This is a genomic window from Aeromonas eucrenophila, from assembly GCF_000819865.1.
Classification (GTDB): domain Bacteria; phylum Pseudomonadota; class Gammaproteobacteria; order Enterobacterales; family Aeromonadaceae; genus Aeromonas; species Aeromonas eucrenophila.
In genome coordinates, this window is sequence record NZ_CDDF01000001.1 from 573002 (window position 1) to 591462 (window position 18461).

17 protein-coding genes are annotated in these 18461 nt (G+C 60.1%); 7 read left to right on the forward strand and 10 right to left on the reverse strand.

The genetic code is table 11. The features are described from left to right. Window positions 1-77 precede the first annotated feature (77 nt). The 7 genes from purF to lrp form a co-directional block, all read right to left on the reverse strand. Window positions 78-1598 carry an amidophosphoribosyltransferase gene (purF, locus tag BN1124_RS02320; protein WP_042638678.1) on the reverse strand — a complete coding sequence of 507 codons (1521 nt, stop codon included), beginning with the start codon at window positions 1596-1598 and terminating at the stop codon, window positions 78-80. A gap of 18 nt (window positions 1599-1616) precedes the next feature. Then, a complete protein-coding gene (locus tag BN1124_RS02325; RefSeq protein ID WP_033129614.1) occupies window positions 1617-2108 on the reverse strand; it encodes a CvpA family protein in 492 nt (163 codons plus the stop codon). A 187-nt stretch (window positions 2109-2295) separates the two neighbouring features. Continuing rightward, window positions 2296-3591 (reverse strand): serine--tRNA ligase, encoded by a 1296-nt coding sequence (gene serS / locus BN1124_RS02330; protein ID WP_042638680.1) that lies wholly within the window; start codon window positions 3589-3591, stop codon window positions 2296-2298. A gap of 304 nt (window positions 3592-3895) precedes the next feature. Beyond that, entirely contained in the window at window positions 3896-5248 is a 1353-nt protein-coding gene (locus tag BN1124_RS02335; protein WP_042638682.1) for a replication-associated recombination protein A, read from the reverse strand. 76 nt (window positions 5249-5324) lie between these two features. Beyond that, window positions 5325-5933, reverse strand: a complete 609-nt coding sequence (lolA, locus tag BN1124_RS02340; protein WP_042638684.1) for an outer membrane lipoprotein periplasmic chaperone LolA — start codon at window positions 5931-5933, stop codon at window positions 5325-5327. A gap of 69 nt (window positions 5934-6002) precedes the next feature. Next, window positions 6003-8507 carry a DNA translocase FtsK gene (locus tag BN1124_RS02345; protein WP_042638686.1) on the reverse strand — a complete coding sequence of 835 codons (2505 nt, stop codon included), beginning with the start codon at window positions 8505-8507 and terminating at the stop codon, window positions 6003-6005. A 205-nt stretch (window positions 8508-8712) separates the two neighbouring features. Continuing rightward, a complete protein-coding gene (gene lrp / locus BN1124_RS02350; RefSeq protein WP_005300047.1) occupies window positions 8713-9204 on the reverse strand; it encodes a leucine-responsive transcriptional regulator Lrp in 492 nt (163 codons plus the stop codon). Between the two features lie 150 nt (window positions 9205-9354). Between lrp and ald the strand changes: the two genes are divergently transcribed. The 3 genes from ald (at window position 9355) to BN1124_RS02365 (ending at window position 12905) form a co-directional block, all read left to right on the forward strand. Further along, complete coding sequence (ald, locus tag BN1124_RS02355; RefSeq protein WP_042638693.1) at window positions 9355-10470, forward strand: alanine dehydrogenase; 1116 nt, start codon at window positions 9355-9357, stop codon at window positions 10468-10470. A 180-nt stretch (window positions 10471-10650) separates the two neighbouring features. Beyond that, window positions 10651-11601: a thioredoxin-disulfide reductase gene (gene trxB / locus BN1124_RS02360; protein WP_042638695.1), complete on the forward strand. Its 951-nt coding sequence runs from the start codon at window positions 10651-10653 to the stop codon at window positions 11599-11601. 56 nt (window positions 11602-11657) lie between these two features. Continuing rightward, on the forward strand, window positions 11658-12905 hold the full coding sequence (locus tag BN1124_RS02365) for a diguanylate cyclase (RefSeq protein WP_042638697.1): 1248 nt from the start codon (window positions 11658-11660) through the stop codon (window positions 12903-12905). Between the two features lie 109 nt (window positions 12906-13014). Here BN1124_RS02365 and BN1124_RS02370 read toward each other — a convergent pair whose 3' ends face one another. Beyond that, window positions 13015-13485: an outer membrane lipoprotein gene (locus BN1124_RS02370; protein WP_042638699.1), complete on the reverse strand. Its 471-nt coding sequence runs from the start codon at window positions 13483-13485 to the stop codon at window positions 13015-13017. Between the two features lie 17 nt (window positions 13486-13502). Here BN1124_RS02370 and aat point away from each other — a divergent pair, with 17 nt between their 5' ends. From aat to infA, 3 genes are all read left to right on the forward strand, one after another. Continuing rightward, complete coding sequence (gene aat, locus BN1124_RS02375; protein WP_042638701.1) at window positions 13503-14210, forward strand: leucyl/phenylalanyl-tRNA--protein transferase; 708 nt, start codon at window positions 13503-13505, stop codon at window positions 14208-14210. Then, window positions 14207-14923, forward strand: a complete 717-nt coding sequence (locus BN1124_RS02380) for an arginyltransferase (protein ID WP_042638703.1) — start codon at window positions 14207-14209, stop codon at window positions 14921-14923. The genes aat and BN1124_RS02380 overlap by 4 nt, the downstream gene beginning before the upstream one ends. A gap of 68 nt (window positions 14924-14991) precedes the next feature. Continuing rightward, window positions 14992-15210 (forward strand): translation initiation factor IF-1, encoded by a 219-nt coding sequence (gene infA / locus BN1124_RS02385; protein WP_005300033.1) that lies wholly within the window; start codon window positions 14992-14994, stop codon window positions 15208-15210. 69 nt (window positions 15211-15279) lie between these two features. Here infA and clpA read toward each other — a convergent pair whose 3' ends face one another. Together clpA and clpS are read right to left on the reverse strand one after the other, a co-directional pair. Next, the gene (gene clpA / locus BN1124_RS02390; protein WP_042638705.1) at window positions 15280-17535 is read right to left on the reverse strand and encodes an ATP-dependent Clp protease ATP-binding subunit ClpA; all 2256 of its coding nucleotides are present in this window, start codon (window positions 17533-17535) and stop codon (window positions 15280-15282) included. A 60-nt stretch (window positions 17536-17595) separates the two neighbouring features. Beyond that, on the reverse strand, window positions 17596-17913 hold the full coding sequence (clpS, locus tag BN1124_RS02395; protein ID WP_033129626.1) for an ATP-dependent Clp protease adapter ClpS: 318 nt from the start codon (window positions 17911-17913) through the stop codon (window positions 17596-17598). Between the two features lie 228 nt (window positions 17914-18141). On the opposite strand from clpS, the gene cspD reads away from it, so the two are divergent. Further along, window positions 18142-18360 (forward strand): cold shock-like protein CspD, encoded by a 219-nt coding sequence (cspD, locus tag BN1124_RS02400; RefSeq protein WP_005300025.1) that lies wholly within the window; start codon window positions 18142-18144, stop codon window positions 18358-18360. Window positions 18361-18461: the final 101 nt, after the last annotated feature.

Below are 18461 nucleotides of genomic sequence, written 5' to 3' on the forward strand. Positions count from 1 at the left end.
GACAGAGAGAAAACAGAAATAAAGATGGGGGCCAAGGCCCCCATCTTTATTTACGGTCTAGACCGACTGAAAAACGTTTAACTGCCTTCGTTAAAAATTTCCAGATTGCTGGTGCCTTCCTGCCATTCGCGCACGGCCTTGTTGTCGTCGCTGCGCATGGCGTTGAGGTGATCCAGGTAGCTCTGATCCACGTCCGAGGTGACGTAGTGGCCGTTGAACACCGAGGTCTCGAAGTGACGCAGCTCGGGGTTGATCTCCCGCACCGCCTCTTCCAGATCTTCCAGATCCTGGAAGATCAGGCCGTCGGCGCCAATCAGCTTGCACACCTCTTCCACTTCCCGACCGTGGGCGATCAGTTCGTTGGCGGTGGGCATGTCGATGCCGTAGACGTTGGGGAAGCGGATCTCGGGGGCGGCGGAGGCGAAGTAGACCTTGGCCGCACCGGCTTCCCGCGCCATCTGGATGATCTGCTCGGAGGTGGTGCCACGCACGATAGAGTCATCCACCAGCAACACCTTCTTGCCCTTGAACTCGGAGCCGATGGCGTTGAGCTTGCGGCGCACCGACTTCTTGCGCTGGGTCTGGCCCGGCATGATGAAAGTACGGCCGATGTAGCGGTTCTTCACGAAGCCCTGACGGTACGGCAGGTCCAGGGTGTGAGCGATTTCCAGCGCCACGTCGCAGGAGGTCTCGGGGATGGGGATGACCACATCGATGTCGAGATCTTCCCACTCGCGGGCGATCTTCTTGCCCAGCTTGCGGCCCATGTTGAGGCGGGCTGCATAGACGGAGACCTTGTCGATGCACGAATCGGGACGGGCAAAATAGACGTACTCGAAGATGCAGGGGCTCATCTGCGGGTGCTCGGCACACTGCTCGGAGAACAGCTGACCCTGCTCGGTGATGTAGATGGCTTCGCCCGGGGCGACATCTCGCACCGTCTCGAACCCGATGGCGTCGAGTGCCACGCTTTCGGAGGCGAGCATGTACTCCACCTGGCCCTGCTCGTCGGCGCGGCGACCCAGGATCAGCGGACGGATGCCGTTGGGATCACGGAAACCGATGAGACCGTGGCCTATCACCAGGGTGACCACGGCGTAGGCGCCGCGGATCTGCTGGTGGGTCTTGCGCACCGCAGAGAAGATATCCTCCGGGCGCAGTTCCATCTTGTCGCACAGGTCCAGCTCGTGGGCCAGCACGTTCAGCAGCACTTCCGAGTCGGAGGTGGTGTTGATGTGGCGGCGGGCCACCTTGAACTGCTGCTCCTTGAGCGCCTTGGCGTTGGTGAGGTTGCCGTTGTGGGCCAGCACCATGCCGTAGGGAGAGTTGACGTAAAAAGGTTGGGCTTCTGCGGCACTGGAGCTGCCTGCGGTGGGATAACGGACATGTCCTATGCCGATATTCCCTTGCAGCCGCTGCATGTGGCGCACTTCAAACACATCCTTCACCAGGCCGTTAGCCTTGCGTTGCCGGAAGTTTCCACTGTCAATGGTCACGATCCCGGCGGCATCCTGTCCCCTGTGCTGCAACACCGTCAAGGCGTCGTAGAGGGCCTGATTGACGGGGGTGGTGCCAACTATACCGACAATACCGCACATGTCTTTGCTACCTCGAAGTCACTGTACCTGTTGGAGAAAACTCGATGAGTTCAACATGAACCCGAAAAACCACTGGATCACCGGCTTGAACTCCGGCACCAGCTTGGACGCCAGCCACCAGTCACTCTGGGAGAGACCGGTGAAGGTGTCCATAAAAAACAGCAGGGCACTGACGATCAGTACCCCGCGAATGGCGCCAAAGCAGACGCCAAGCACCCTGTCCGTACCGGACAGGCCGGTCTTGTCCACCAGCAGGCCCACCACATAGTTCACCACGCTGCCGAGGATCAGGGTCGCCACGAACAGGGCGGCGATGGCGAGGCCGTTGCGCACGAGATCGTCCGAGAACGAGGTGAAGTAGATGGCGAGATCGGGATAGAAATGGCTGGCGATGAAGAAGGCGACGAACCAGGTGACGAGCGACATGGCTTCCTTGAGAAAGCCGCGCACCAGGCTGATGAGAGCGGAGAAACCGACGATGCCGATGATGGCGTAATCAATCCAGACCATAGAAACGAGTGTCCTGCGAAATTGCGGCGCAGTCTAACAAAAACGATTGCGCAATGCTTGATAAAATTGTGTTAACGGATCGAGGGGGAGCCGATGGAGACGGCTTTACCCCCACTCAAACGGTTGAGCGGCGCCTGAATGCACAACGCCATGGCTGGGCCATGGCGTTGTCGTTATCGGCGCGGGCTTAGCCGATGTGGCTCAGGCCGCCCATGTAGGGCTGCAGCGCCGTCGGGATGGCGATGCGGCCATCGGCCTGCTGGTAGTTCTCCATCACCGCCACCAGGGTGCGACCCACCGCCAGGCCGGAGCCGTTCAGGGTGTGCAGCAACTGGGGCTTGCCGTCGATGCGCACACGAGCCTGCATGCGGCGCGCCTGGAAGTCGGTGCAGTTGGAGACGGAGGAGATCTCGCGGTAGGTGTCTTGAGCCGGCAGCCAGACTTCCAGATCGTAAGTCTTGGCGGCGCAGAAGCCCATGTCACCGGTGGCCAGCGCCATCACGCGATACGGCAGCTCCAGCAGTTGCAGCACCTTCTCGGCGTGACCGACCATCTCTTCCAGCGCAGCCCAGGATTGCTCCGGGTGCACCAGCTGTACCATCTCGACCTTGTCGAACTGGTGCATGCGGATGAGACCGCGGGTGTCGCGACCGTAGGAGCCCGCTTCGGAGCGGAAGCAGGGGCTGTGGGCGGTCATCTTGATGGGCAGTTCCTGCTCGTCGAAGATCTCGTCGCGGGCCATGTTGGTGAGCGGCACTTCGGAGGTCGGGATCAGGGAGAACTTGCGCAGCTTGCCCTCGTCGTCCCCTTCACCCTCGATGCCGGTGTTGAAGAGATCTTCGGAGAACTTCGGCAGCTGACCGGTGCCGTACAGGCTGTCCGGGTTCACCAGGTAGGGCACGTAGCACTCGGTGTAGCCGTGCTGCAGGGTGTGCAGGTCCAGCATGAACTGCGCCAGGGCGCGGTGCAGGCGGGCAATCTGACCCTTCATCACCACGAAGCGGGCACCGGAGAGCTTGACGCCGTTCTTGAAGTCCACGCCCTTGGCCGCTTCGCCGAGATCGATGTGATCGCGCACCGGGAAGTCGAACGCACGCGGGGTACCCCAGCGGCGCACTTCCACGTTGTCGTTCTCATCGCGACCCACCGGGGTGGTGTCGCTCGGCAGGTTGGGGATGGCGTCGGAGATGGCTTTGATGTCGGCCAGCAGCGTCTCGAGCTCGACCTTGCTGGTCTCGAGCTCGTCGTTGATCTTGGTCACTTCCGCTTTCAGCGGGGTCACATCTTCACCACGACGAGCCGCCTCACCGATGGACTTGGAGCGGGCGTTGCGCTCGGCCTGCAGCTCCTGGGTGCGGGACTGCAGATCCTTGCGTTTCTCTTCCAGAGCGTTGACAGCCGCTACGTCCAAAACGTAGCCACGTGTCGCCAGACGAGCGGCAGCCTCGGCGATATCGCTGCGCAGATATTTGGGATCCAGCATGGTTTACCTACTTTTTTTAATGGGATCTGGCCTGGGTTATCCGCCCTGGCGAGAAAACAGATCCGGAAGTTAACATCGGTTGGCGCACCCCTGTCGTCTTTGAATATCGAGCCGTGAACATCGGGCCTTCAAAATCAAGAAGATGGCACCAGGCCAAGACAAACGGGGTCAGAGGGGCAGTGTAGCAGACCGCCCCCCCGCCCGAACAGGGCGTATTGCTGTCGTTTTTACCAAGTTTGGGGGGGCAGGCAGGCCAAACTTCGGCGATCCAATCGATTGGGATGCCAATGTTCAAATCGGGAAGCTATTTGTCTCTTTTGCGCGGGCTCTGGCGGTCGAGATCGCGCAGGTAATCGAGCTTCTGGCCGATCTGTTTCTCCAGCCCCCGGTCGGTGGGCTGGTAGTAGTGCTTGCCGGCGAGCTCGGGGGGGAAGTAGCTCTCCCCCGCCGCATAGGCACCGGGCTCGTCATGGGCATAGCGGTATTCGGCGCCGTAGCCGAGCTCGCTCATCAGCTTGGTCGGGGCGTTGCGCAGATGCGGCGGCACCTCGAAGTCCGGCAGGTTTTTGGCGTCATGGAGCGCCGCCTTCCAGGCGGTGTAGACCGCATTGCTCTTGGGGGCGCAGGCGAGGTAGACGATGGCCTGGGCGATGGCCCGCTCCCCTTCCGCCGGGCCGATGCGATGGAAGCAGTCCCAGGCCGACAGCGCCACCTGCATGGCGCGGGGATCCGCGTTGCCCACGTCTTCCGAGGCGATGGCCAGCAGACGGCGGGCGATATAGAGGGGATCGCAGCCGGCGCTCACCATGCGGGCATACCAATAGAGGGCCGCATCCGGTGCCGAGCCACGGATGGACTTGTGCACCGCCGAGATGAGGTCGTAGAAGTGATCGCCGCCCTTGTCGAAGCGCGCCACGTGCTCCCCGACCACGGCGGCGAGCAGGGTGCTGTCGATGACTCGCTCCTCTCGTCCATCAGGGCCGGCCCCACTGCTCTCGGCCATGTCGGCCAGGAGCTCGAGATAGTTGAGGGACTTGCGCCCGTCGCCATCCACGGCTTTCGCCAGCGCCTCCTTCACCCCGGGGGCAAAACGCAGGCTGGGATCATTGAGGCCACGGGGATCGGTCATGGCCTGATCGATCATGGCGAGGATGTCGTCTTCCTCCAGCCGTTTCAGCAGATAGACCCGGGCCCGGGAGAGCAGCGCGTTGTTGAGCTCGAACGAGGGGTTTTCGGTGGTGGCGCCGATGAAGGTGATGGTGCCGTCTTCGATGTGAGGCAGGAACACATCCTGCTGGCTCTTGTTGAAGCGGTGCACCTCGTCCACGAACAAGATGGTGCGCACCCCGCGCCAGCTGTTCTCCTTCGCCTTGTCGATGGCGGCGCGGATCTCCTTGATGCCGGAGGTGACCGCGGAGAGCCGCTCCACCTCGGCCTGGCAGTAGTGCGCCATGAGTTCGGCCAGCGTGGTCTTGCCGGTGCCGGGAGGCCCCCACAGGATCATGGAGTGGCAGTGCCCCGCCAATATGGCCTTGCGCAGGGGCTTGTCGGCCCCCAGGATGTGCTGCTGACCTATGTATTGGTCGAGATTTTGCGGCCGCATCCGGGCCGCCAGCGGGCGGAAGTCAGACGAAAAATCCAGCGACAGGTTGCTCATCGGCCTCGGTCATCCAGCGTGGTGCGGGCCGTCAGCAGGTGACAGCCCGACAAGAAATTCGACTCCAGCGTGTTCATCAGCGCTGATCGTCCAGCGTGACCCCCTTCGGAGCCTTGAACACGAACTCGTTGCCCTTGAGCACCGGCTTGCGGTTGAAGCCGCTCAGGGTGAATTCACTCCACTGCCCCTGCGCCTCTTTCACGTCGAAGCGGCTGATGTTGTTCTGCCGATCGAAGGTGATGCGGAAGGAGGCGATCAGCTCATCCTGGTTACGGCTGGTGACGGTATAGACGTCCCCCTGCTGGGTCACGTCGTAGTTCTTCCAGAGCGCGTTGTCGTTGCCGGCGATCAGCACGAAGGGGGTGTTAAGCACCGCGTCCTTGAGCTTGAGGGCGGTGACCTGCTCGACGAAGGGATCGTAGACCCAGACATCCTTGCCGTCGGCCACGATCAGACTCTCGTCCGGGGTGGTGGTGTGCCAGTTGAAGCGGTTCGGCCGCTGCACCAGCAGATCGCCGCCGGCCCGTTGCAGCTCCTTGCCCTTGCTGTCATAGACCACCTGGGCAAACTTGGCGGAGAACAGGCTCACGCCGGCCAGCTTCTGCTTGAGATCGCTGGCGGCATCGGCCCACACCTGGCTGCTGGCCAGCAGCAGTACAGAACCCATCAATAATGCTTTTTTCATCACGATTCCCGTTCAAGAGGGTCAGATAAAAGGCCATGTCCGCAGACATGGCCAGGATGATATGGAGGCTTAATCGCGCACCGGCGGCGGGGCCAGTACGTCGCGCTGACCGTTGCCGCCCGGGGCACTGACGATACCCTGATTTTCCATCTGCTCGATGAGACGGGCCGCCCGGTTGTACCCTATTTTGAACTTGCGCTGCACGCTGGAGGTGGAGCCACGGCGGGATTCCACCACGAAGGCCACCGCCTCGTCGAACAGAGCGTCGAGCTCTTCATCGCCGTTGCTGCCGTAGTCGCCACCGCCGCCCTCGCCGTCCGATTCGCCGGAGAGGATCTCGTCGATGTAGTTTGGCTCACCGCGCAGCTTCCAGTCCGCCACCACCTTGTGCACCTCGTGGTCATCGACGAAGGCACCGTGCACCCGGGTCGGGTTGGAGGTGCCGGCCGGCATGTAGAGCATGTCCCCCATGCCGAGCAGGGATTCGGCGCCGCCCTGATCCAGGATGGTGCGGGAATCGATCTTGCTCGACACCTGGAACGAGATCCGGGTCGGGATGTTGGCCTTGATGAGGCCGGTGATCACATCCACCGACGGACGCTGGGTCGCGAGGATGAGGTGAATACCGGCGGCCCGCGCCTTCTGGGCGATACGGGCGATGAGCTCTTCCACCTTCTTGCCGACGATCATCATCATGTCGGCGAACTCGTCCACCACCACCACTATGTGGGGCAACTTCTCGAGCTCGGGTGGCATCTGATCCATGGAGTCGCCAGGGCGCCACAGGGGATCCCGCAGTGGTTGCCCCTCGGCGGCCGCGGCCAGCACCTTATCGTTGTACCCCTTGAGGTTGCGCACCCCGACCGCGGACATCAGCTTGTAGCGACGCTCCATCTCCCCCACGCACCAGCGCAGGGCGTTGGCGGCGTCCTTCATGTCGGTGACGACTTCGGTCAGCAGGTGCGGGATCCCCTCGTAGACCGAGAGCTCCAGCATCTTGGGATCGATCATGATGAAGCGCAGATCGTCCGGGGACGACTTGTAGAGCATCGAAATGATCATGGTGTTCACCCCCACCGACTTGCCCGAACCGGTGGTACCGGCCACCAGCAGGTGCGGCATCTTGGCGAGGTTGACCACCACGGGTTCCCCGGCGATGTCCTGACCCAGACCCATGGTGAGCGGGTTACGGCTATCGCGGAAGGCTTCGCAATCCAGAGTCTCGCGCAGGTAGACGGTCTGGCGCACCCGGTTGGGCAGCTCGATGCCGACGAAGGTCTTGCCCGGAATGACTTCCACCACCCGCACGCTGCTGGCGGAGAGAGAGCGGGCCAGATCGCGGGACAAGTTCGTTATCTTGCTCGCCTTCATGCCAGGCGCGAGATCCAGCTCGAAGCGGGTGATGACGGGGCCCGGATAGACGCCGACCACCTTGGCTTGCACGTTGTAATCGGCGAGCTTGGCTTCCACCAGCCGGCCCATGCGGTCCAGCTCGTCCTTGCTCATCATCTGGGTCTTGGCGGGCGGCCTGTCCAGCAACTCGACGCTCGGCAAGGGGGCCATGCCCGGCTGCGGGCGACGCTTGGGTTTGGGCGCTGCGGCGACAGGAGCAACGGCGTCCTCATCCCCTTCCGCCCAGGGCAAATCGAGATCGTCTTCGTCCTCGTTTGCCATCACCTGCTGCGGGCGCGCTTTGGCGGCGCGCTTGGCCTTGGGTGCGGACGCCTCGTCCTCTTCGTCGTCAAACTGCGGATCGAACTGGAAGGTATCCTCGTCGAGCTCCGGCAGCCACTGGTCCGATTTTGACTTCTGGGCCTTGCCGCCAGCCTTGGCCTTGGGATTGCGCGTCCAGCTGCTGTGCGGCTCGTCGTCCTCGTCATCCAGATCAAGGACGCCCACACCCCCTTCCAACAGGGGATCCGGCCCCTCATAGCGGGGCTGGCGCCAGCCCCCGGTCAACCAGCGGCCGAGGGTGGTGGGGAAGTGGTAGACGGCGCTGACGCTGCCGGTACAGGTGGCCCCGATCCGCTCGACTATGGTGAGCCAGGACCAGCCGGTAAACAGGGTGATGCCGGTGGCCACGAAGCAGAGCAGCATCAGGTTGGCACCGACGCCACCAAACAGCGGCACCACGGCAGAGGCGATGACATCCCCTACCAGGCCGCCGGCGGAGAAATTCTGCAAGTCGTTGAAGTTCATGCTGGCGATGGCCGACATGCCGAGCACGGTCAGCACGAAACCGATGATCCGCACCGACAGGGTGAGATAGTCCACCTCCAGCAGTCGGCTCGGGCGCCAGAACAGGCTCCAGCCGAGCAGCACCGTCAGCGGAGGCACCAGATAGGAGAAGGCACCGAAGGTAAACATGGTGATATCGGCGAGCCAGGCACCGGCGCTGCCTGCCAGGTTCTTCACCTCCCCCTGCCAGGAGGTCTGGGACCAACCGGGATCGGCGGGGTGATAGGTCAAGAGGGCAAGCAAGAGATAGGCAGCCATCAGGGTGATGGCGATCAAGACGGCCTCGAAGATCCGTTGTGTACCTGATAAAGGAGTAAACAGCTTTTTATCGGCCAAACTCCGGCTCCTTTCTGAAAACATGTAATGCGGGGATAGGGGGCCTAGTATCCCTGAAAAGCCCACCCATTGTCAGCCTGTGCCTGAGGCGGGCTATGAATACGGTAATAACATGAATACGCCATAAGAAGAAACGAGCGGACCAGCCGCTCGTTTCTGACTATCGTGACTCGTCATGGAACTTGCAAGTCACAGCATAACCCGCTTAGCGGGTGCTGATCACCAGACGACTACTCTGCTTGACTTCTTCCATCACCACGTAGGTGCGGGTGTCGTTGACCCCGGGCAGACGCAGCAGCGTCTCCCCAAGCAAGCGGCGGTAAGCCGACATGTCGCTGACGCGGGTCTTGAGCAGATAGTCAAAATCACCGGAGACCAAGTGGCATTCCTGGATCTCTTCGAGCACCTGAACAGCCTTGTTGAACTGCTCGAATACATCGGGGGCGCCACGATTGAGGGTAATCTCCACGAATACCAACAGAGACGCATCCAGATAATGAGGGTTCAGAATAGCGGCATACCCTTCGATATAACCTTGTCGCTCAAGGCGACGAACCCGTTCCAGACACGGTGTAGGACTCAGGCCAACTCGTTTGGACAACTCAACATTCGAAATCCTGCCGTCCTTTTGCAGTTCGTTCAGAATGTTGCGGTCAATCCTGTCCAAATCCTTTAGCCGACTCTTAGCTTCCATCATTTAATTCCATCCTTTGGCTATTTTTTGGTAAGAATCACCAGCTATCTTATAATTATGGTCACAAATCCTGTCAATACCTGAATATACTAGGCGCAAATGCCACTTAACATTCCAGCAACATAAACCACCAATCGATAGACGAGGGATAGCATGATTATCGGTGTACCTAAGGAAATAAAAAACCATGAATATCGCGTAGGCATGGTTCCAGCCAGTGTACGTGAACTAACAGCACGAAACCATACTGTTTTCGTCCAAAGCGGTGCAGGAAGTGGCATTGGCTTCAGTGATGCAGATTATCTGGCTGCTGGAGCCGAAATTTTGGCCTCCGCTGGCGATGTTTTCGCCAAAGCTGAGATGATCGTCAAGGTCAAGGAGCCCCAGGCGGTCGAGCGTGCCATGCTGCGTCCCGGCCAGACCCTGTTCACCTACCTGCATCTGGCGCCAGACCTGGCCCAGACCCGGGAATTGCAGGACAGCGGCGCGGTCTGCATCGCCTATGAAACCGTCACCGACAGCCGCGGCGGCCTGCCGCTGCTGGCCCCCATGTCGGAGGTGGCCGGACGCATGTCTATTCAAGCCGGTGCCCAGGCGCTGGAGAAGTCCCGCGGCGGTAGCGGCATGCTGCTCGGCGGCGTACCCGGGGTCGAGCCGGCCAAGGTGGTGATCATCGGTGGTGGTGTAGTGGGTTCGAACGCAGCCCGCATGGCCATCGGCCTGCGCGCCGATGTCACCATACTCGACAACAACATCGATACCCTGCGTCGCCTCGACAGCGAGTTCCAGGGTGCGGCCAAGGTGGTTTACTCCAACCGCGAGACCCTGGAGCGCCACATATTGGCGGCGGATCTGGTCATCGGCGGCGTGCTGGTGCCCGGTGCCACTGCGCCAAAACTTGTCAGCCGTGACCACATTGCGCGCATGAAGCCGGGCTCGGCCGTGGTCGACGTGGCCATCGATCAGGGCGGCTGCGTGGAAACCTCCCACGCCACCACCCACCAGGATCCGACCTTCATCGTCGACGAGGTGGTGCACTACTGCGTGGCCAACATGCCGGGCGCCGTGGCCAGAACCTCCACCGTGGCCCTCAACAACGCCACCCTGCCCTTCATCATCCGGCTGGCCGAGCAGGGTTATCGCAAGGCCCTGCTGGGAGATCCCCACCTGCTGCACGGGCTGAACGTGATGGAAGGCAAGATCACCTGCCGGGAAGTGGCCGAGGCGCACAGTCTGGCCTACACAGACCCCCTGACCCTGTTGAACTGATCGCCCCCCGCAAGGGGAAGCGATGAGTGAAAATCCGCCCGCGATGGGCGGTTTTTTTATGGCCTAACCCCAGCCCCTCCCCCCTCGATAGCGATTGCCACAATCGATGCGCTGGCCTTTGACCCCGGATCACGAATTACCTACAATCGCGCAAACTCAACACGTCTCGGAAATCACATCATGAGCCAAGTTACTCACAGCAAACTGCTGATCCTGGGGTCAGGCCCCGCCGGTTATACCGCCGCCGTCTATGCCGCCCGCGCCAACCTCAATCCCCTGCTCATCACCGGCATGCAGCAAGGTGGTCAGCTGACCACCACCACCGAAGTGGAAAACTGGCCGGGTGATGCGGAAGGGCTGACCGGTCCGGCCCTGATGGAGCGCATGCAGGCCCATGCGGAAAAATTCGATACCCGTATCCTGTTCGATCACATCAACGAGGTAGAGCTGACCCAGCGTCCGTTCCGCCTCAAGGGTGACAACGGCGAATACAGCTGCGATGCGCTGATCATCGCCACCGGCGCCTCCGCCAAGTATCTGGGGCTGCCCTCCGAAGAGGCCTTCAAGGGCCGTGGCGTCTCCGCCTGCGCTACCTGCGACGGTTTCTTCTATCGCAATCAGGAAGTGGCCGTGATCGGCGGCGGCAACACCGCCGTGGAAGAGGCACTCTATCTGGCCAACATCGCCAAGAAGGTGCACCTCATTCATCGCCGCGACGAGTTCCGCGCCGAGAAGATCCTGATCAAGCGCCTGCACGACAAGGTGGCCAGCGGCAACATAGTGCTGCACACCCACCAGACCCTGGATGAAGTGCTGGGTGACAACATGGGCGTAACCGGCGTGCGCCTGCGCAGCACCCGGGATGAGTCCACCTCCGAGCTGCCGCTGATGGGCGTCTTCATCGCCATCGGCCACCAGCCCAACACCCAGATCTTCGCCGGCCAGCTGGCCATGGAGAACGGTTATCTCAAGGTGCGTGGCGGCCTGGAAGGCTTTGCGACCCAGACCAGCATCCCGGGCGTGTTTGCCGCAGGGGACGTGGCCGACCATGTCTACCGTCAGGCGATCACCTCCGCCGGCACAGGTTGCATGGCGGCACTGGATGCAGAACGGTATCTGGACGCACAATAAGCACAAGGATATAAAGGGCATGCCAAGAGGCATGCCCTTTTGTTTTAAGGAGCCGGATGAAACGAAAAATATTGATAGTCGAAGACAGCCTGACGATCCGTCGCATGCTGATCCAGGCCATCACCCAGCAAACCGGGCTAGAAATCGACGCCTTCGATACCCTGGCGGGCGCCAGCCACTGTCAGGGAGAGGAGTACGTGGTCGCCCTGGTGGATCTCACCCTGCCGGATGCCCCCAACGGAGAGGCGGTCAATGTGCTGCTGACCCAGGGTCTGCCGGTGGTGATCCTCACCGCCGACATCAGCGAGGAGAAGCGGGAAGCCTGGCTGGAGGCCGGGGTGATGGATTACGTGATGAAGGATTCGCGCCACTCCCTGCAATACGCCGTCAGCCTGGTACACCGTCTCTACCTCAACCAGGCCATCGAGGTGCTGGTGGTCGATGACTCCCGTACCGCCCGTCACCGCACCATGGCCCAGTTGCGCAAGCAGCTGTTGCAGGTGCACGAGGCCACCAGCGCTCGCGACGCCCTGGCCATCCTCGAGCAGCATCCCGCCATTCGGCTGATGCTGGTGGACTACTACATGCCGGAGATCGACGGTATCAGCCTGGTGCGCATGCTGCGAGAGCGCTACAGCAAACAGCGGCTCGCCATCATCGGCATCTCGGTGTCGGACAAGCGCGGCCTCTCCGCCCGTTACCTCAAGCAGGGCGCGAACGACTTTCTCAACCAGCCGTTCGAACCCGAGGAGCTGCAGTGCCGGGTCAGCCACAATCTGGAGGCACTGGAGCAATTCAACAGCATCCAGGAGTCGGCCAACCGCGACTACCTGACCGGGCTCTACAACCGGCGCTACTGGTTCAACGAGGGACAGAAGTGGTTCGAGGAGCATCAGCGCCAGCAGACGCAGCTCACCCTGTGTGTGCTCGACGTGGATCACTTCAAGCAAGTCAACGATCACTGGGGCCATGCCATCGGTGATCTGCTGCTCTGCCACCTGACCCGCCTGCTCACCCAGTTCTTCCCCGACGCCATGATTGCCCGCTTCGGAGGAGAGGAGTTTGCCCTGATGGTGCCCCATTGCACCGTGCCCGTGTTGCTCAAACGACTGGAGGGGCTACGCCAGCAGATGCGTCAGCAGCCGCTGTCCCGGGAGATATCGCTGTTCGTGCGCGCCAGTTTTGGCGTCATCAACGTCGGGCGGCTCTCCATGGACGAGGCGCTCAGCGAGGCGGATCGCCAGTTGTATCAGGCGAAGAACACCGGCCGCGACAAGATAGTGTCTCAGGACTCCTCTGCCTGACAGGGGCATTCCGTGTAGTACCGCCCGGCCCCCCTCGCAGGGGCTGCCGGGTTATTCTTCCCGCTTTTAATCTCTCTTCTTGCTTTCTCTTCCCGACAGATGGCCTGACTCAATAGGTCTTGTCGACCCGCACCCCATCGCTGAAGTAGAGGATCCGCACCTTGTCGCCACTGGCGAACACCATGGCCGGATCGTAATCCTGGATCACGTTGATAAGCCCGTCCTGCTCATTGCGGATCAGCAGCTCCACCAGCTTGTTCTCCACCACGCTGCCGCCAGACTGATACTGCTGGGCCGCGGCCGCCCCCGCCAGGGCCCCCACCGCGGTGGCGATCTCCCGCCCATGACCACCACCAAACTGGTTGCCAAGCAGGCCGCCGAGCACGGCGCCCCCCAGGGTCTTCCAGCCGGAATGCTCGGACTCCACCATCTGGCGCTGGGTGATGTTGCGCACCGTGTCCACCTGGCCAAACACCACCTGATCCACGGGGCGCGCCGTGTTGCGCTCATAGGGCGCAGCCCAGGTGGGCGCCGTGACAAAGCCGAGCAAGCTGGATACTATCAGGATAATGGCCTTCATCTATGAACCTCTGTCTTATGTCTCGCTATCTTACCCAACTGGATGATGAGCTGTGCTGGTTCCCCTCCCCCAGCCATGCGCTGGAAGAGCCCAACGGCCTGCTGGCCATCGGCGGCGATCTCACCCCTGACCGCTTGCTGGCAGCTTATCACAGGGGGATCTTCCCGTGGAATGAGCCACACCAGCCCCTGCTGTGGTGGTCGCCGGATCCCAGAGGCGTCGTCGAGCCCGAGCGGCTGCACATAGGGCGCAGCCTGCACAAGTTTATCCGCCGAACCTCATTCGATATTTCCATCGATTGCGCCTTTAATGAGGTGATAGCGGCCTGCGCCGCACCCCGTCGCAGTGCCAGTGGAACCTGGATAAGCACGCCCATGATCGACGCCTATCAGCAACTTCACCACTTGGGCCACGCCCACTCCATCGAGATCTGGCAGAACGGCCAGTTGCAGGCCGGGCTCTACGGTCTCTCCCTCGGTCGCGTCTTCTGTGGCGAGTCCATGTTCAGCCGCATCGATAATGGCGCCAAGCTGGCTATGGTGGCGCTCTGCCGTCACTTCGCCCGCCATGGCGGCGCCCTCATCGACTGTCAGATGCAAAACGACTTTCTGGCCACCCTGGGAATAGAGCAGTGGCCCAGACGCCAGTTTCTGACGGCCCTGACGAGTCTAAGTCAACAGCGACTGACCGATGGCTGCTGGCAAGCTGGGAGCATCAGCCTATGACTGAAGAAGTGATCCTCAAGGTCGGCTTGACCCCCAAACATCCCTGCAGCTACCTCGGCCACGAGCAGGAACAACTGCTGGTGCTGATGGATCACGAACTGCTCAATGCCGCGGGCTACGAGCGGCTGCTGACGGCGGGCTTTCGGCGCAGCGGCAACGACATCTATCGCCCCCACTGCCCGGCCTGCAGTGCCTGCCAGTCCTTGCGTATCCACAGCGAGCGTTTCGTGCCGAGTCGCGGCCAGAAACGCATTCGCCAGCTGAACAAGGATCTCGAGCTCGTGCTGAGCTACGACGACAAGCCCGAATATTATCAGCTCTACGAGCGCTACATTCGCGAGCGTCACCGCGATGGCAGCATGTACCCGCCGAGCCGCACCCAGTACAAAGGCTTCCTGCATTGCGACTGGATGCCGCCGCTTTATCTGGAGATGCGTAAAGAGGGACGACTCATCGGGGTCGCCACGACGGACATGCTGCCCCACGCCCTGAGCGCCATGTACACCTTCTTCGATCCGGACTATGCCGATCGCTCCCTCGGTACCTTCGCCATTCTGAGTCAGTTGGAACTTGCCCGACGCACCGGTCGCAGCTGGCTGTATCTGGGCTATCTGGTGGAGGCGTGCCGCAAGATGAATTACAAGCGCCAATACCTGCCCCACGAGCTGCTGGTGCAGGGAGAATGGAAAAAATTCGACACCAAGCCCGAGTAAACTTTACACATAGCCTTAAATCCGGCATGATCCAGCGGTTTTTTGTTGTGGCTTATCAAGAGGATTCAATGGCTAAAGAAGACAGTATTGAGATGCAGGGTACCATTCTCGAAACCTTGCCCAATACCATGTTCCGTGTGGAACTGGAAAATGGTCACGTGGTTATCGCTCATATTTCCGGCAAGATGCGCAAAAACTACATCCGTATCCTGACTGGGGACAAAGTAACGGTGGCTCTGACTCCGTACGATCTCTCCAAGGGACGTATTGTTTTCCGCTCTCGCTAAGCCAGGAATTCAGCAAAAAACCCCAGCCTCTCGGCTGGGGTTTTTTGTCATTTCTGGTATTGAACGTACTTAGTGGGAGACAGCTTCAACATTGACCTGAAAGTCAAAGCTGAGGCTGTTATCCACCAACTCCACTTTCACCACCCCACCGTCGACCAGTGAACCAAACAGGATCTCATTGGCCAGCGGCTTCTTGAGGTGCTCCTGAATGACCCGTCCCATGGGTCTGGCACCCATTGCTCGATCGTAACCCTTCTCTGCCAGCCAGTGGCGCACCTCTTCGGATACCTCGAGTGACACGCCTTTGGCGTCCAGCTGTACCTGCAATTCGACGATGAACTTGTCGACCACCTGGTGGATCACTGTCATGTCCAGATGATTGAACCAGATGGTGTGATCCAGCCGGTTGCGGAATTCCGGGCTGAAGGTCTTGTTGATCACCACCATGGCGTCGTGGCTCATGTCCTGTTGCTGGAAGCCGATGGACTTGCGCTGGGTCTCCTGTACCCCCGCGTTGGTGGTCATCACCAGGATCACGTTGCGAAAATCGGCCTTACGTCCGTTGTTGTCCGTCAGGGTCCCGTTATCCATCACCTGCAGCAGCAGGTTGAAGACATCCGGATGCGCCTTCTCGATCTCATCGAGCAGCACCACAGAGTGCGGATGCTTGAGCACCGAATCGGTCAGCAAGCCCCCCTGCTCGAAGCCGACATAGCCAGGAGGAGCCCCGATCAGCCGGGAGACGGTGTGGCGCTCCATGTATTCGGACATGTCAAAACGCAGTACTTCGACCCCCAGCGCCTTGCCGAGCTGCTGAGTGACTTCGGTCTTGCCCACCCCGGTCGGGCCGGCAAACAGGAAGCAACCCACGGGTCGGCGCTCATTGCCGAGGCCGGAGCGTGACAGGCGGATGGCGTCGGTCAGCACGCTGATGGCCTTGTCTTGGCCAAACACCACCATCTTGAGGTTGCGCTCCAGGTTCTTCAGCACTTCCTTGTCGGAGGAAGAGACCGATTTTTCCGGGATGCGAGCAATCTTGGCCACGATCGCCTCGATCTCCGGCACATTGATCACCTTCTTACGCTTGCTGGCTGGCAGCAGACGCTGACCCGCCCCGGCCTCGTCGATCACATCGATCGCCTTGTCCGGCAGGTGGCGGTCGTTGATGTACTTGGCAGAGAGCTCCACCGCGGCCCGGATGGCCTTGACGGTGTAACGCACGCCGTGGTGCGACTCATAGCGGCTCTTGAGCCCCATCAGGATACGGGTAGTGTCGTCCACACTCGGCTCGACGATGTCGATCTTCTGGAAGCGACGCGCCAAGGCCCTGTCTTTTTCGAAGATCTGGGAATATTCCTGATAAGTGGTGGAACCGACACAGCGCAGCAGGCCATTGGAGAGCAGTGGCTTGATGAGGTTGGCCGCGTCCAGCTGACCACCAGATGCCGCCCCGGCACCGATGATGGTGTGGATCTCGTCGATAAACAGGATGGCCCCTTCCTGACGCTCAATCTGCTTGAGCAGCACCTTGAGGCGTTTCTCGAAATCGCCGCGATACTTGGTCCCCGCCAGCAGGGAGCCCATGTCCAGCGAATAGATGGTGCTGTTTGCGATCACCTCGGGCACATCACCCTTGACGATGCGATAGGCCAGCCCCTCGGCGATGGCGGTTTTGCCGACACCGGCCTCCCCCACCAGCAGCGGGTTGTTCTTGCGGCGACGACACAGGACCTGGATGGTACGGCTCAGCTCCTGATCCCGGCCGATAAGCGGATCGATGCGCCCCTCCAGCACCAGCTGATTGAGGTTGGTGGCAAAGCTCTCTATCTGGGCAGAGGAGACCTCGTCGTCAGACTCGGCATTGTTGCCGCTACCACCCTCGGGTTTGCTGTCTTTGCGCACCCCGTGGGAGAGGAAGTTCACCACATCCAGCCGGCTTACTTCGGCTTTTTTCAGGAAATAGGCTGCCTGGGACTCCTGCTCACTGAAGATGGCGACCAGCACATTGGCGCCGCTCACCTCGGTGTTACCGGACGACTGGACATGGAACACGGCCCGTTGCAGCACGCGCTGGAAGCCTAGGGTCGGTTGAGTTTCACGGTCTTCATCATCGCGGGGGATGAGCGGGGTAGTTTGATTGATGAATGCGCGGATCTCCTTGCGCATCGACTCCACATCAGCACCACATGAACTCAGCGCCTCATGGGCTGAGCTGTTATCCAACAGGGCTAACAACAGGTGCTCGACGGTCATGAATTCGTGGCGCTCGTCACGAGCCAGCTTGAAAGCTTCGTTCAGCGTCTTTTCTAGATCTTTGTTCAACATAGGCACCTCCCCTCAGTACAACAACAATGCGGTGTCGTTATCGCGATCAAGTCATCAGATTCAAGCCTTTTCCATGGTACATAGCAGTGGATGTTCGTTGTTACGTGCGTAGGTGTTTACCTGGACCATCTTGGTCTCGGCAATCTCGGCGGTAAATGTGCCGCAGACTCCCTTACCACTATAATGCACGCTCAGCATCACCTGAGTGGCCTTGTCCAGATCCATACCAAAGAACCTTTGCAGCACCTCCACCACGAACTCCATCGGTGTGTAGTCATCGTTGTTCAACACGACCTTGTACATGGGTGGCGGTTGCAGCTTCGTTTTCTCTGCTTGTGCAATCTCTTCATTAGCAAAGAGTTCTTTCTGCTTGCTCATAATTGCGCTTTGGTACCTCTAGATTACTACCGTCTCGTCGAAGATTGTCAATAGACTTGTTAACCAGATCACATCGGTTGTTAACAACTTCTTGACTCGCTCAAAAGTTGGACTAGATTGGTTACTTGCTAATCGGCGCCCGTCTGCTATGGGCTGATGTTCTAGTTATATAAGGCTGGCGCAGGTTACTCAACGACTTCAGGGTAATCAATAAAAGGATGTAGATGTATGGCAACCGGAACAGTCAAGTGGTTCAACAACGCAAAAGGATTTGGGTTTATCTGTCCGGAAGGCGGTGGTGAAGATATCTTCGCTCACTACTCCACGATACAAATGGAAGGTTACAAGACCTTGAAAGCAGGTCAGGCAGTCAACTTTGAACTGCAGCAGGGGCCGAAAGGAAATCACGCCTCTGTCATCGTGCCAAACGAAGCACAGAACATGTAAGAGTCAAACTGAATAAATTGAAAAACGGCAGGCCGCAAGGCTGCCGTTTTTTATTGGGCGTTGATCGCAAAAAAGGAAGGCCAAGCCTTCCTTCTTTAATA

What these genes read in the sequence shown, in the direction of transcription:
- lolA (WP_042638684.1), bottom strand. Translation starts at nt 5,933, where the DNA reads ATGAAAAAAGCATTATTGATGGGTTCTGTACTGCTGCTGGCCAGCAGC.
- BN1124_RS02370 (WP_042638699.1), bottom strand. Translation starts at nt 13,485, where the DNA reads ATGAAGGCCATTATCCTGATAGTATCCAGCTTGCTCGGCTTTGTCACG.
- BN1124_RS02335 (WP_042638682.1), bottom strand. Translation starts at nt 5,248, where the DNA reads ATGAGCAACCTGTCGCTGGATTTTTCGTCTGACTTCCGCCCGCTGGCG.
- BN1124_RS02365 (WP_042638697.1), top strand. Translation starts at nt 11,658, where the DNA reads ATGAAACGAAAAATATTGATAGTCGAAGACAGCCTGACGATCCGTCGC.
- infA (WP_005300033.1), top strand. Translation starts at nt 14,992, where the DNA reads ATGGCTAAAGAAGACAGTATTGAGATGCAGGGTACCATTCTCGAAACC.
- serS (WP_042638680.1), bottom strand. Translation starts at nt 3,591, where the DNA reads ATGCTGGATCCCAAATATCTGCGCAGCGATATCGCCGAGGCTGCCGCT.
- BN1124_RS02325 (WP_033129614.1), bottom strand. Translation starts at nt 2,108, where the DNA reads ATGGTCTGGATTGATTACGCCATCATCGGCATCGTCGGTTTCTCCGCT.
- aat (WP_042638701.1), top strand. Translation starts at nt 13,503, where the DNA reads ATGTCTCGCTATCTTACCCAACTGGATGATGAGCTGTGCTGGTTCCCC.
- clpS (WP_033129626.1), bottom strand. Translation starts at nt 17,913, where the DNA reads ATGAGCAAGCAGAAAGAACTCTTTGCTAATGAAGAGATTGCACAAGCA.
- ald (WP_042638693.1), top strand. Translation starts at nt 9,355, where the DNA reads ATGATTATCGGTGTACCTAAGGAAATAAAAAACCATGAATATCGCGTA.
- cspD (WP_005300025.1), top strand. Translation starts at nt 18,142, where the DNA reads ATGGCAACCGGAACAGTCAAGTGGTTCAACAACGCAAAAGGATTTGGG.
- clpA (WP_042638705.1), bottom strand. Translation starts at nt 17,535, where the DNA reads ATGTTGAACAAAGATCTAGAAAAGACGCTGAACGAAGCTTTCAAGCTG.
- lrp (WP_005300047.1), bottom strand. Translation starts at nt 9,204, where the DNA reads ATGATGGAAGCTAAGAGTCGGCTAAAGGATTTGGACAGGATTGACCGC.
- trxB (WP_042638695.1), top strand. Translation starts at nt 10,651, where the DNA reads ATGAGCCAAGTTACTCACAGCAAACTGCTGATCCTGGGGTCAGGCCCC.
- purF (WP_042638678.1), bottom strand. Translation starts at nt 1,598, where the DNA reads ATGTGCGGTATTGTCGGTATAGTTGGCACCACCCCCGTCAATCAGGCC.
- BN1124_RS02380 (WP_042638703.1), top strand. Translation starts at nt 14,207, where the DNA reads ATGACTGAAGAAGTGATCCTCAAGGTCGGCTTGACCCCCAAACATCCC.